We start from the raw sequence: 13,722 nt of genomic DNA, 5'->3' as shown, positions 1-13,722 counted from the left end.
AAGGCACTGAACGGAGGCTTAGTATTCATAGGCATTTTCAATGCGTTTTCCCCAACAGAAAGAAAGTTAAAAGAAGAACTACAAGATTTCGGATAAGGCACTGGTCGTTAATGCCGCTTTCACCGTATCGTCTACTTGCTGGTTATCCGTAATATCCAGTGGCAGTAATGTAATATTCTCTAAATGATGAAGTTATGTTTCCTTTTCGGGTGATCGCATGGTAGCGATTACATTCCAGCCTTTAGCCTGAAATAATTTAGCGGTTGCTTTGCCTAACCCAGTCGACGCGCCGGTGATCAGAATAGTTTTCATGTTGCTTTCCTTTTGTGTGATACAAAGGAGAGCCTTCACAAAAGCGGGATTGTAACCAAAACGGAGAGTGTTATAACCGAAATGAAGAAATGTTTTTATGAGTAAAATTCATTATTAGTAATAAGCCATTTGAGTATGATTTGATCACCGAACCGAAACTTGAGGTACCAGAGACGAAGATCATTTTGCTGGATGAAGTGAGTCGCATTAAGACTGCAATTAATGATATCTACCTGGAAAATGAAGCTATTTACCGACTACAATCGCGCGATTTTGAGGAAATGATCGCTGAAATAATGCGACATAAAAATTTCAATGTGGCACTCACCAAACGTACCCGAGATGGTGGATAAACCCCTTCACTTTGACCATACTATCTACCTGACCCAGGGATATAAATATTGATTTCATCAGCACAAATTATTGGTCAAATGTTCATGGTCAAGCATGCGCGATTATCCAGGGAACACTTCGAAATTTAAAAAAAGCCCCCATTACCTAAATTTCTATAAAGAGATCTGGCCTTTGTTATCGCAAGCTTTTAAGGAATGGCAAAAATGAAAGTGAAAAGCTAACATAGGGTATTGATCCGTTAGATGTCCTGAAAAAATAGTCATTCGGTTTGGCATTGTGATCGAACATGCGCGCCTGGGCGGTTGTGAAAATGCCCCCGCTAACACCGAATACAAGTTTTTTGGTCAGCATGTATTCAAAGGTCGCGCCGGTTTTGATATCTAAGGATGTGTAAATATTATTCTGCGGCAACGAAGGCTGTTTCAGATCGAAGAAGAAAAGACTACCACCCAGTTCGCTGCCTGCAAATACCCAGCTTTTTTTAGATAGCTGTTTTCTTACAGCCAACCGATAAGGGATATCAACAAACAGATCAAGATCGGCATCCTTAAATTTATGCCAGTAGCTTACAAAAGGTACAACCGGTGCTACTGACGACGGATCGATAATAACCGCGACACCAACCGACCATGATGAATTGGCTGTGCGACTAAGCGGAACATTCAAGGTACCGCTGTAATTCACCCTTTTTATCGAGCTAAGCTCATCCGTAAGTCCGGAAACACTTGCCGAATAAGTCACCGGGTGATTAAAAATACTATCAGACCGGCTGAATGTAGCCGTAAAACCAACGGTTGATTTGGTCAGGCTTTGGTTTGCATTAGAAAACGCCGGATTGTAACTGGTGATATCTTTGGTATCAAAATGGATTTGCTGGTAGCTTACTACACCTGTTATGGTGTTTTTCCCCCACTCTGCCAACGGTATTTTAAAGGCCGCTCTGATGCGACTGATGTTTGTTTTGCCTTCGTAAAGATCATGACCATTAAGCTCGCCTTTTATGGTGCGCGCGCCCAAAATATCGGTAGCTATAGATCCTTGCCTTAAAATAGGATAGCGGGTTGCATAATCAGACAGGGCCGACATTTTCAGCGAGTCGATCATACGTTGCCGGGTTAGCGGATTAGTATTTTGCGCGTGCGAAGCAGTGAACAAAGTGCTCAGCACAATAGTGCCAAGATAAAATTTGATTTTCATAGGGGTTCGGAATTTAAAAAATGGGACAAAGCAAAGCCATTATTCCGGAGCAGGCAGCACTTTTACGCCACTTGCCCCGGCAACAATGAGCCATATGTAGATGTTAATTATTGGGCTTCTAAAAGCGGTGTTTCCTTACTTGTTTTCTTGCTCTTGAATTTCAGGAGCAGGTTTTCGATGATGAGGTACATGGACGGCACAACAAAAAGGGTAAGGATCATGGAGCTTGTTAAACCGCCTATGATTACCCAGGCCATACCATTTTTGATCTCGGCACCGGCACCGCTGGCTATTGCAATAGGCAACATACCTAATATCATGGCAAGGGTGGTCATAAGGATAGGCCTTAACCTTTCTTTTCCGGCTTCAACCAAAGCATCTTTAACAGCGTGCCCCTGTGCCTTGAGATGATTAGTAAAGTCAACTATCAGGATAGCGTTTTTTGCTACTAACCCAAGCAGCATGATCACGCCAATAAGGGAAAATATGTTTAACGTTTGCATGGTTAAAGCCAGGGCCAGCAAAGCACCAACCAGGGCAACCGGGATGGAAAAAAGTACCACAAATGGATAGATTGCGTTTTCATAAAGTGCAACCATGATCAGGTAAACCAAAACAATGGCCACGCCGAGGGCGAAGAATAAACTTCCAAACGCATCGGCCTGGTTTTTAGCATCGCCTAAAAACTCAACCGAAACACCCTCCGGCAGCTTTACTCCTGGTAACTTCTTTTTAATATCGGCGGTAACCGAACCCGACGGGCGACCAACAACGTATGAATTCACCGTGATAGATCCCAGCCTGTCAATTCGTTGTAAAACGCTTTCGCCAAGTCCTTCTTTTACTTCGGCAAACTGGCTTAGCACAAATGTCTGCCCGTCGGTATTGGTGAATGAAAGGTTCCTCACGTTGTCAATATCCGAGCGGTCATAGCTATCCAGGCTTATCAGGATATCGTATTCATTACCGTCCTGCTTAAACTTGCTGTCATCATTGCCGCTGAAGGCATTTTGAAGCGCCGCGCCAACCTGGCTGGCATCAATACCTAACAAGGTCATTTTTTCGCGGTTAAGATTTACTTCAACCTGTGGTTTCTGATCTTTTACAGAAAGTTCAACAAAGCGGGTTCCCGGTACTTTGGCCACTATCTTTTTATAGGCTTCGGCCACATTACGTACCGCTTTCAGATCAACTCCTTTAACCGCTATCTGGATAGGAGCCTGGTTAGGGCCGCCGGTAATTGAGGTAGGTGCAGCTGTAACTTTCACGCCCGGTATTTTCGCACTCAGCATTTTCTGCAGTTTACCGCCAAACTCTTCCGCAGTGATATCGCGGTCTTTTTTGTCAACCATGCTTATAGTAATCTCTGCAAGATTACTGTTATTGGTTGTCCCGGCAACACTGCCGGATACAAATCCAACACTCGAAAACACCCTGACAACTTCGGGCTGTTTCATTATCAATTTTTCAACCTGTTGCGTTACCATATTGGTTTGATAAATAGATGCCGATGGCGCAAGCTCCAGGTTTATGAGCAACTCGCCCTGATCTGCGCTCGGAATAAACGCTGCGCCTACAAAACCAGCCGGTACTAACGCTATAGCGCCGATAATGAGCACAATAACGCCCGAGAGCAGCCAGCGTTTTTTGTGAAGCACTATGGCCAGCAATTTTCCATAATCTTCTTTTAAAACATCAATAAAGTGCTCAAAGCCAAGATTCAGTTTACCCCATAAAGTACTTTTACTCAAGGTTTCTATTTTGCCGAATTTGGCAGCAAGCATTGGCGTTACCGTGAAGGATACAAATAAACTCATCAGTGTAGAAAACACTACCACTAACGAAAACTCTTGCAACAGCGAGCCAATGATACCCCCGGCAAACGAGATAGGCAGGAACACAACCACATCAACCAGCGTGATAGCCAATGCAGTAAAGCCAATTTCGCTCCGGCCTTCCAGCGCGGCGGTTTCTTTATCGCGGCCCATTTCCAGGTGCCGGTAAATATTTTCGAGCACTACGATAGAGTCATCCACCAAAATACCTACCACCAGCGACATCGCCATCAACGTCATGAGGTTGAGCGAAAATCCCAGGAAATACATAGCGATAAACGTAGGGATGATGGAAGAAGGCAAAGCCACCAGCACGAACATGGAGCTGCGGAAACTATGCAGAAAAGCCAGCATCACTACACCTACGATCAGTACGGCCAGGCCAAGATCTTCCATAACCCCATCGGCCGATTTCAGGGTGTACACACTCTGGTCAGACGATACGGTAAACTTCAACCCGGATGCTTTGTATTGGGCTTCTATCTCTGTAAATTTTTCTTTAACATGCTTACTCACGTCAACCGCATTGGCATCGGTTTGCTTAACGATTTGCACACCGATGGATGGGATACCGTTGATGTGGTTGATGGCCGTGGTTTTAGCTGTGGCATCTACTACCTCACCAATATCTTTTAAATAAATACTCCCAGCTTTAGGCCGTTGCTGAATGATGAGGTTACTGATCTGCTCTGTAGATGTAACGTTGGCATCAAAGCGGATGGATTGCTGCTCATTTCGCGTTTCTATACTTCCCGCAGGGAACGACTGATTAGCTTTGGCTATCGCATTGGTTACCGAGGCGATACTAAGACCATAAGCTTTCATTTTATCCTGATCGATATTTACCTGGATCTGGCGTTCATCGCCGCCAATAATATTCACCTGGCCTACGCCCGCAACGTTTTGCAGCAGGGGCAGTAATTGCTTGTCAACAAAATCATAAAGTTCTTTTGGCGATTGCTTGGACGTCACACCGGCTTTTACAACCGGGGCGTCCTCCAGGTTGATCTTGTTAACGATTGGTTTATTGATATTATCCGGCAAATCATTCTGGATCTGATCTGCCTTGCGCTGAATATCACGTTCTGCCTGGTCAACATCCGTACCGGTTTTTAACTGTACAACAACACTTGAAATACCTTCCTGCGATGTTGAATTGATCTTATCCAAACCTTCTACCGACGAAAAGGCGTCTTCCAACTTTTTGGTAACCGAAGTTTCGACCTCAGCGGCGGCCGCACCGGGGTACACTGTACTTACCGATACCGTAGGCACTTCTATTTTGGGCAACAAGTTATAATTTAAACTGGAGTATGACCGGGCACCGAAAATAAAGAGCACCGTAAAGATCACTATGATGAGTAAGGGCCGCTTAACGGCAATCTCTGTAATTGACATCTGTCTGCGTTTTAGTTAGTTGAACTGATTGCGTAATCTTCAATTTAAGGCAGGTTTGCACGATAACCAGCAACAGTACAACGAGGCAAATCAAAGCCCGCCATAAAACCTGTAGGTTGATTTTTTGCATTATTATTGTTTTTTATTTGGAGATAGACACTTGTGCCCCATCTTTTAAATTGATCTGCCCCGACGTAACAACAACTTCTCCGGTTTTAAGCCCGCTCATGATCTGGATCATGCCGTTAAGTTCGATCCCGGTTTTTACCTGTTTTTGATGGACTACATTGTTTTCCACCACATAAACCGAGGCATCCTTAATGCCCTGGGTAAGTGCATCGCGGGGGATAAGCAGGATATTTTGAGTTGTTTTACGGGAAAAATCAGCGTAAACAAAAGTTCCGGATCGTAGCGGATTGCCTTCTTTGTTACCGGCCATTACCTCTACTTTATAATTATGGGTTTCATCGGCTTGGGGACTGATAAAGCTGATCTTGCCATTAAACACATCATCGGGATTTATATCAGTTGTGATCTTTACCGACTGGCCTTGTTTTACCTGGTAAACCTCGGCCTCGGTCAGGTTGATCTGCACTTTGGCCTGCGACAGGTTTACTATGGTTGCTATCTGCGTACCCGCGCTTGCATAAACACCCTGTTCAACCAGTTTTTCAGCAACGGTGCCGCTGGTAGGGGCCTTGATAGCCGCATCGCTAATTTGTTTTTTAACCTGGTTTACCTGGTTAACAGCATCAAGATAGTTTTGCTCAATCTCGTTAACCTTTTCTTGTGTTGCGGCTTGTCCTTGCAGCAGCTCTGTATAGGTATCTAAATCGCGGTGAAGTTTCGCGGCGTTAGTTTGTGCTTTTTGCAGGTCGAGTTGGGCCAAACGCGTATCCATTAGCGCAAGTATCTGGCCTTCATTTACATGATCGCCCAATTCAAACCGCAACTGCTGTACGGTGCCGCCAGTTGTTGAAAGCACTTTTGCTTCTTTAAAAGGTGCCAGCGTTCCGGTTTTGATGAGGTTGAGCGCCTGAAGCTGTTCTTTAGCTACAGCAACTTTTACCGGGATCTGCACTACCGGATCCGGCGAAGGCTGGTTCTTTTTGTCGAGTGTTTTTTTATTGGATGCGAGCTTAAAAACTATCAGTGCCAATAAAACCACAATGATGAGGCCGATGATATATTTACGTTTCATATGTTTTAAAGTGTGCTGTAAAAAGTTTTGAGGGTACCTGCTGCTTTTTCCAGATCAAGCCTGGCCTGGTAAAAGCTGTATAAAGAGTTGAGGTAATTATTTTGCGAATCTTTGATAGAGTACTGCGCATTTAGCCAGTCTGTAAGGTCGGTTACACCTTTTTTAAATTGCAGGTCGGTAGTTCTGAAAACCGATTGCGCCAGTTCGATATTGCGCTTATCGTTATCAAGGTTAGCCTGCGCTTTTATCAGTTTGGTATTGGCATTTTCGTACTCCATCTGGTATTTGCCTTCATCAAGCTTTAAATTCTCCACAGCGTTTAACCGTTTATATTTAGCCTGGCTGTACTGCGCGTTTCGCTTAAAAAAATCAAATAATGGTATGGTTAACTTTAACCCAATGGCCGAGTAATCGTTCTGATCGCTGAATGCAGGGCCTAAAGTATTACCAAAACCTACCGAACCATACTTTGCATACCCGGTTAAACGCGGAAGCGCGCCGGCTTTGATCCGTTTTTCATCTATCTCCAACAAGTGCGTGTTCACCTGCGAAAGTTGATAATCTGTACGGTTACCTACAGCAAAGCCATCGTTAACGGGCACGACCGGTGCACTGATCTTTTCGTTCGATGTGCTGTCAACCGGCAAGTTTGTATTGATGGGATAGCCCATATTATATTTCAGCTGATTTTGCGAAAGGGCGAGGTTGCTTTCGGCAACGCGGATTTGCGATATGGTGTTATTATAATTAACGGTTACCTTATCGAGGTCTTTTTGAAGGGTGACGCCTTTTTTAACCTGGAGCTGCGAGATTTCCATTTGTTTACGATAGGTTTCGAGGTTTTCTTTCATCAACCTCAATTGTTCGCGGTAAACATAAATCTGGTAATAAGCGTTGCTGATATCGTAAATGATGGTTTCTTCGTTTTTCTTTACGTTGAGGTCGGCTTGTTGCTTATTGTATTTATTAGCCTGAAGACCGGTTAGTAAAGCCTGATCATAAATGGTTTGATCTAGCTGTGCGACACCGTTGGTGTTGTACTTCTGCGTAAAAGCCACCTTAACAGGGTCCGGCCCGAAAATCCCAGCAGGAATGATGGATTGCTGCACTTTTAAGTTATCATCAAAAGTTCCGGTTAAACTTACCTTGGGGAGGTAATCGGCCAGCGCTTCTTTGGCCTTTGCGTCGGCCGCGCGTTTTTCGTTTTCGTAAACCGCGTTGCTGCGGTTATTTTTCAGACCGTAATCAATGCAATCCTTCAAACTCCATTGTTGTTGGGCCAGCAACCGGAGCGGCAGGAGGCAGATCAAAGCCAATAATGTATTTTTTTTCATAATCTGCATCAAACTGTAGTTTCAATACCCCTGGGTATTGATTACTAAATAATTAATGATGCAAAACTATAGGCCTTAATAACGCAATAGCCTTAACCGCGAATGAAATGGACAAATCTGTCAATGAAGTGGACAGCGTTTGAAGATTTATATATGACTATGAAAAGCCAGAGTGCAGTTTTATAACAATATTGCAATAAACCTGCTGTTTTATTGCTCAATCCATTTCAAAAACGGTTGCGCCTTAAGTTTTCCTATTACAATTTTTTCAGGAGTAGAACAGGTAGTTGCAACGTACAGCTTGCGGTTAAAATAATGCTCAATATTACTGATCGCATCCCTATTGATAATGAATTGCCTGTTTGCCCTGTAAAACTGCTGCGGGTTCAGCATCGTTTCCAGTTGTTCGATGGTGTACTGTACCGGATAATTTTTATCATTGGGGAAATAGATGTAAACCGCGCCGCCAGATGCGTATATAAATTGGATATCGATCACTTTTACGGGAATGATCTTATCGCGATAGTGTACCAATATGCTTTGTTTATAATTGGGGTCCATCTGGGTGAGCACATTGTTCAGGTTACGCGGATAGGCGGTGCTGGCAACCAGATGTTCTTTTAAGCGCGAGTATTTTTCAAGGCTTTTGGTGAGGGCATCTTCTTCTATCGGTTTTAAAAGATAATCGATACTGTTTGATTCGAAGGATTTGATGGCGTATTGATCAAAAGCCGTGCAGAAAATAACCGGGGTTTCTGTTTTTATCTCACGGAAAATTTCAAAACTCAAACCATCACCTAACTGGATATCCGAAAAAATAAGCTCTGGAGCAGGGTTTGAACGCAACCATTTGATACCCGCCGAAACCGATGTAAGGATTGCTTCAATCTGTATGGAATTATCCAGGTGCTCCAGCATACGCTGTAGTTCCTTGGCTGTTTTGCTCTCGTCTTCAATAATTACTACTCTCATGTATTTAAAAGCGGCAAAATTACTTTAAAGTTTGTTCCGTCGTTTATAATATGAATTGGCTTATGAACAAGCAGTTTGTAACGCTCAGTAATATTATTCAGCCCTGTTTTGGTGCTTTCTTCTGCTATTTTTTTAAGTTGCAGGTTGTTGGATACGATAAGTGCCGGCGTATTATCAGTTTTGATGCTGATATGCAAAGGATGCTCGGCCGAGATCATGTTGTGCTTAATGGCATTTTCTATCAGCAGCTGTACAGAAAGCGGCGGGATCATATAGCCAAGATGCTCTTCCGGCACATTAATGCTTACCTGAAGTGATTCTTCAAAACGGGTTGTCATGATGAACAGGTACGACCGGATAAAAGTAAGCTCATCTTTTAAAGGCGTAAGATAATGCTGGTTGAAGTTCAACACATAACGATACACCGAGGCTAACTGTACAATATAATTTTTTGTAGGTTGTTCACTTGTTAGTGTTTTAAGGGTACTTAACGAGTTGAACAAAAAATGCGGGCTGATTTGCTGTTGCAGTGATATCAGCTGAGCGCGTAAATGCTCCTGCTCTAAAATCTCATTTTCAAGTTTCGAGTTCTGCAAAGCCAAGTTGGTATGTACACTGTAAAACACAACGTAGGATACCAGACTTGCCAAAAAGGCGCCAAGGAAATGGACTACAAAGTCGGACAAGGTATCGAAAGGCACAGCGCTGTCCCTTAATGTGCTTTTGGGTAACACGTGGTAAAGTATAAAACTCATTGAAAATGTAAATACTGTTGCGGTAGCATTACTGACAATATGTTTTGAGTAGCTGTTTAACCCCCTGATCTTGTGAAGCAAAAAGAAACCATGCACCGACCAGCATACAAACAATATTACGGCCAGCTGAAACGCATATTCGGGATACTCCCACCATCTTACGCCCTTAAAACTATCATGGCGTAACAGCAGACTAAGCGTTGTTGCACTACTGAGCACACCGGTAACAATCAGGTACCATTTGAGATAGTAATTTTTGAACATATACACAAATGTATCCTAAAATTGCGCTTGATAAGCAATTAGCCAAATGAGCGGGACAATTATGTGGATGAAATGGACAATTTTTTAAATGCAGTTTGACTGGCTTATCTAATATTTACTGTGTCAGGAAAGATAGTTGTTAATGATTTGGGAATATTTTACTTATCTCGAGACAAATAATGCTGAAGATATAAAGGGAGTTGAGGTAATTTATTCGCCTAAATATACCACACGAAGTATCTGATAATACATCATTCCTGGTTTATGTATTATCATTGGCTATGTTAGTCAATTTTCAGGCTTTGGATGGTTAAAATCAGCTTGAAACCCCGACATTATTATTGCCTCACGAGTATACTGAGGTAGATTTTGTGATAAAAACTCTTTTGCCGCTCGATATTAAGGGCATCTATATAATTCCGCCAAACAAAAGTATAATGGTAAACCATTTATGCCTGCCTCAAATAAGTAATTCAATCTTATCCCCCATGCTTAGTTACTATTGATTAATCAAGTATACTTAATAGTAGTTGACAGTAAAAAGCAAGCCTAAAAATAAAAGGCCAATGTCGCTGGCTATCGGGATTCGCAAATTGAGCCATCAATAAGGATATTTGAAATATACCTATTCAACCTGGTAATAATTTAAAACCATATAGTTTTCAAAAGCTCAAGATTCTTTTTTTTAAACCTGTAAATTTTCGAACTCATTTTATGGGTGGTTGGTGATTGGGGGTTTTTCCGACATAATTAATATATCGCCTGTCGAAAAGTTCGTCGACTCTTTAAAAGTCAATTATTTTATAAGAATATCCACCATTATGCGCGCTTAGCACTCCCACCCTTTTCCCACTGTTTTTGCATTATTAAACCCTGTTCCTTTGCTTATAAAGAAATCAGTCTTTAACGATAGCGAAAATGAAACAAACTCAGATAAGCCAACAAAATTGCACAATCCGGCAATCGAACGTTGAAGGTAACCACCGTACTTCAAACGCGAATTTCTATTATTCATATTATCTGAGAGAACAGGATTTTAGCGTCGCCTATGCTGATCCCTATTTGATTGCTGGGGCATTCAACGAAATTGAGACCTGGCTGATCCATATTACGGTTGTGCGCCAGCAATTCGACCAGCTGATCCGACCATTGCTTGCATTTTTAAAACCCATTGCAGTTTCGTTCGCAATACCTGCTAACGCGGACCATCACAGCACTATCCTCGACGGGCGAAGCGGTTTCTCACTTACCGGCAAAGTCATCACCATCTATGCAACAACGTTAGAGCAAACGATATTAATAGTTCGGCATTTATGCACCATGACCAAATCAATCATAGGACCATCGATGCCCTGTGCCTATCACCTGACTGACACTATCGGGATAAGCTACGGCGCTTTATTTACGCAAAACGATGACAGAACTACTATAGGCTCGACATTTTATGGATCCGCGATCGCCGATGAGTTAAAGCAGATAATCGACACAAATAATATAGCATGGCCATTCCAGGGCATAAGGCCGTTAGTATCATTTAAACAACCACGTTTACTGAACAAGCAATATATACCCGTAGAAACTTTTAAAAAAGATCCGAAGGGTAATGTTTTCAAAGCCCTGAAAATAAACAGGATTTTTGATATGCAATGGTGTGTGGTCAAACAGGGCAGAAAGTACCAGAGTTTTGATAATTCCGGGAGGGACGCAAAAGACCGCCTGTCCTGGCAGTTTGGGATCCACAAACAATTTGAGTCCAAAAATATCCTTCCAAAGGCCATAGCCTATTTCGAATTATATGGCGATGCGTTCTTCGTCATGGATTACAAAGAATCCATTTCCCTGACCGAAAAAGCAGTTCAATTAAGCGAGGGCAACACCTGGCGCGCTATGCCTGCTGAAAGAAAAAGAGAAATGCTCAGTTACTTATTACAAGTAATCAATATCCTTGGTCAATTTCATGACGAAGGCTTTGCGCACCGGGATGTAACACCTGCCAACTTCATTGTCTCCGAGACGGGACAGGTCTTTGCTATAGATATCGAATTGTGTTATAATCTCCGGACACAAAGCCCGAACCCGCCGTTCACTTTAGGTACGCCTGGCTTCATGTCACCGGCGCAGGAAAACGGGCATGCCCCCAGTTTAAAAGACGATATTTTCAGCGTTGGCGCATTGCTGATTTCCGTACTGACAAGCGTCCTTCCAAACAAACTGAACGCAAAAGATCTAACACAACTTAAAACTACGCTTTACTATTTCATTGACTCCCCGGCATTGGTACACGTTATCATTGGCTGCCTGGTAGAAGATCCAACACATCGGCCAACTTTAGCCGAAATCAGGGACGTCCTGGACCTTTGCGATACCGTGTTACTGACAACAACAGATCCAATACCCGTTTCAACGCCACCTTTAGCACATAAAAGTTCAGTAATCATTGTTAACGATGCCTTCCAATCGCTTTCCAATGTTATTTTTGGCAACAGAACCAAGATTTCGGAAAAGGCGCTGGTCGTTAATACCGATCTAAACGGCAAGCCTGACCATAATGGTTTTACCCTGATAAAAACGCCTGGGTTTGCAGAGTTGGCGGTGCTCGCAATATACCATCATCGCGCATCAGCCACTTTCAACGCTAAGTTTATCTCGCATATCCAATCATGGCTGGCTCAAATCATCACTATTGAGCTACCGGACCTTGAACTGCAAATCCTCGCGACAGCACTCTCGCAAATAAAACCCGGCACAGAACTGCTCCTCGATCTTATGGGCAAGGTAATTCCAGCCCCTGAAAATAATGACACCGTAACGCTACCCGGCATATCCGGAGGGATCGCCGGTCGCGGTCTGAAGTTGTTATACCTTACCGATCAGCAATGTCCAGGGCCCGACCTGCAACAATTAACCGATTTGGTCAGGCACCTAACGGAAATACAAAATATAGACGGATCCTGGACAATTACTTCTGAGTCCTCCGGCAAAAAAACATTTAAAGTGATTGGGTTCTCCCATGGCGTAGCAGGCATTATCTATTTCCTGTTGAATTACTACGCGAGGTTTAAATCTGACAATTTACGTGTGAGAACAGAAGCATCGTTAAAGTGGCTCATCAAGCAGCGCCGGTCTGACAAAGGCAAAATGACCTGGCCGGTTAGTGCCGAGAATCAAACCGTCGATCCCTGGCTGGAGCATGGATTCTCCGGCGTAGCTTTAACATTTATTAAGGCTTATGAAGTATTGGGCCATTCCATTTACAGGGAAATCGCGGAAGAAGTATTAGCCTATCACCCCTTGCATATTACGAGTAATTATTGCGCTTTCGGCAATGGATTGAGCGGATTAGGAGAAATATACCTGGAGGCTAAACGGGTATTCGGGAACGAGGAATGGCAGTTTCGCGCATCTATAATTCGCGACACTTTGCTCAATAGTTGTTTCCGGGACGACAATGTTTGTTACTGGCTTGATGGAACTCAGTTAAATCCTACTCCTGATTTTTGGACGGGCAATGCCGGCATATTACACTTCTTGCACCGTTTTGAATACCCTGATCAAATTCATTTCCCTGCACACCTTATCCCATAACCCATGAAAAAAGAACTGATTTACGAATTGATCACCGGTTTACTGGTCCTGCTGTTCCTTTATACCGGCCTTAGTAAGCTGCTGGATTTTAAGAATTTCGAGATTTCCATGTTGTTTCAGCATTTACCGGCATGGCTAACAATACCAATGACTTATGCATTACCATTATTGGAGATCGCAGTAGCAGCCTTGATGATCCCGGATAAAAGTAGACTGACGGGCATTTACGCTTTCCTTATCATGATGACTGCCTTCACGCTATATGTCGGTGCGGCTTTGCTGCACCTTTTCCCAAGAGCGCCCTGCGCTTGCGGCGGAATGCTCAAATCATTAGGCTGGGGACAGCATTTCATTCTTAACCTGCTGTTTATCGTCTTTGCGGTTATCTCAATCCGATATTACCGCACTAAAAGAAAATTAACAATAAAACAAAAACCTTACGGGGCCTAAGATATTTCTCGCGCGCGAAATCAGGTTAATGCGGGTCCTGTGGTAAAACCCGCGAACATTTCTAA

Annotated in this window: 10 protein-coding genes; 3 read left to right on the top strand and 7 right to left on the bottom strand. The window is 43.1% G+C overall.

Translation table 11 applies throughout. From position 1 onward, the window contains the following. Positions 1-192 precede the first annotated feature (192 nt). Positions 193-312, bottom strand: a complete 120-nt coding sequence (locus MTO98_RS34415; protein ID WP_371825410.1) for an SDR family NAD(P)-dependent oxidoreductase — start codon at positions 310-312, stop codon at positions 193-195. 140 nt (positions 313-452) lie between these two features. On the opposite strand from MTO98_RS34415, the gene MTO98_RS07465 reads away from it, so the two are divergent. Further along, positions 453-665, top strand: coding sequence for a restriction endonuclease (locus tag MTO98_RS07465; RefSeq protein ID WP_243485980.1), 213 nt, complete (start codon positions 453-455; stop codon positions 663-665). Positions 666-840: 175 nt separating this feature from the next. Here the strand turns inward: MTO98_RS07465 and MTO98_RS07460 are convergent, their stop codons facing one another. From MTO98_RS07460 to MTO98_RS07435, 6 genes are all read right to left on the bottom strand, one after another. Beyond that, the gene (locus MTO98_RS07460) at positions 841-1,863 is read right to left on the bottom strand and encodes a hypothetical protein (protein WP_243485979.1); all 1,023 of its coding nucleotides are present in this window, start codon (positions 1,861-1,863) and stop codon (positions 841-843) included. A gap of 107 nt (positions 1,864-1,970) precedes the next feature. After that, positions 1,971-5,096, bottom strand: coding sequence for an efflux RND transporter permease subunit (locus tag MTO98_RS07455; RefSeq protein ID WP_243485978.1), 3,126 nt, complete (start codon positions 5,094-5,096; stop codon positions 1,971-1,973). 142 nt (positions 5,097-5,238) lie between these two features. Further along, positions 5,239-6,297, bottom strand: a complete 1,059-nt coding sequence (locus MTO98_RS07450; RefSeq protein WP_243485977.1) for an efflux RND transporter periplasmic adaptor subunit — start codon at positions 6,295-6,297, stop codon at positions 5,239-5,241. 5 nt (positions 6,298-6,302) lie between these two features. After that, positions 6,303-7,631: a TolC family protein gene (locus MTO98_RS07445; protein ID WP_243485976.1), complete on the bottom strand. Its 1,329-nt coding sequence runs from the start codon at positions 7,629-7,631 to the stop codon at positions 6,303-6,305. A gap of 210 nt (positions 7,632-7,841) precedes the next feature. Continuing rightward, complete coding sequence (locus MTO98_RS07440; RefSeq protein ID WP_243485975.1) at positions 7,842-8,603, bottom strand: LytTR family DNA-binding domain-containing protein; 762 nt, start codon at positions 8,601-8,603, stop codon at positions 7,842-7,844. After that, entirely contained in the window at positions 8,600-9,622 is a 1,023-nt protein-coding gene (locus MTO98_RS07435) for a sensor histidine kinase (RefSeq protein ID WP_243485974.1), read from the bottom strand. Before MTO98_RS07435 ends, MTO98_RS07440 begins: the two co-directional genes overlap by 4 nt. A 918-nt stretch (positions 9,623-10,540) precedes the next feature. Here MTO98_RS07435 and MTO98_RS07430 point away from each other — a divergent pair. Together MTO98_RS07430 and MTO98_RS07425 are read left to right on the top strand one after the other, a co-directional pair. Beyond that, a complete protein-coding gene (locus MTO98_RS07430) occupies positions 10,541-13,207 on the top strand; it encodes a lanthionine synthetase LanC family protein (RefSeq protein WP_243485973.1) in 2,667 nt (888 codons plus the stop codon). Between the two features lie 3 nt (positions 13,208-13,210). After that, positions 13,211-13,657: a MauE/DoxX family redox-associated membrane protein gene (locus MTO98_RS07425; RefSeq protein WP_243485972.1), complete on the top strand. Its 447-nt coding sequence runs from the start codon at positions 13,211-13,213 to the stop codon at positions 13,655-13,657. The last annotated feature ends 65 nt before the right edge of the window (positions 13,658-13,722 follow it).

This window comes from Mucilaginibacter sp. SMC90 (genome assembly GCF_022811725.1).
Classification (GTDB): domain Bacteria; phylum Bacteroidota; class Bacteroidia; order Sphingobacteriales; family Sphingobacteriaceae; genus Mucilaginibacter.
The sequence above is the reverse complement of the archived record's forward strand: the minus strand, read 5'-3'. Positions and strand labels throughout refer to the sequence as shown.

Excerpts from the sequence above, each read along its gene's own strand:
- MTO98_RS07435 (WP_243485974.1), bottom strand. The coding sequence starts at position 9,622 with ATGTTCAAAAATTACTATCTCAAATGGTACCTGATTGTTACCGGTGTG.
- MTO98_RS07460 (WP_243485979.1), bottom strand. The coding sequence starts at position 1,863 with ATGAAAATCAAATTTTATCTTGGCACTATTGTGCTGAGCACTTTGTTC.
- MTO98_RS07440 (WP_243485975.1), bottom strand. The coding sequence starts at position 8,603 with ATGAGAGTAGTAATTATTGAAGACGAGAGCAAAACAGCCAAGGAACTA.
- MTO98_RS07425 (WP_243485972.1), top strand. The coding sequence starts at position 13,211 with ATGAAAAAAGAACTGATTTACGAATTGATCACCGGTTTACTGGTCCTG.
- MTO98_RS07455 (WP_243485978.1), bottom strand. The coding sequence starts at position 5,096 with ATGTCAATTACAGAGATTGCCGTTAAGCGGCCCTTACTCATCATAGTG.
- MTO98_RS07445 (WP_243485976.1), bottom strand. The coding sequence starts at position 7,631 with ATGAAAAAAAATACATTATTGGCTTTGATCTGCCTCCTGCCGCTCCGG.
- MTO98_RS07430 (WP_243485973.1), top strand. The coding sequence starts at position 10,541 with ATGAAACAAACTCAGATAAGCCAACAAAATTGCACAATCCGGCAATCG.
- MTO98_RS07450 (WP_243485977.1), bottom strand. The coding sequence starts at position 6,297 with ATGAAACGTAAATATATCATCGGCCTCATCATTGTGGTTTTATTGGCA.
- MTO98_RS34415 (WP_371825410.1), bottom strand. The coding sequence starts at position 312 with ATGAAAACTATTCTGATCACCGGCGCGTCGACTGGGTTAGGCAAAGCA.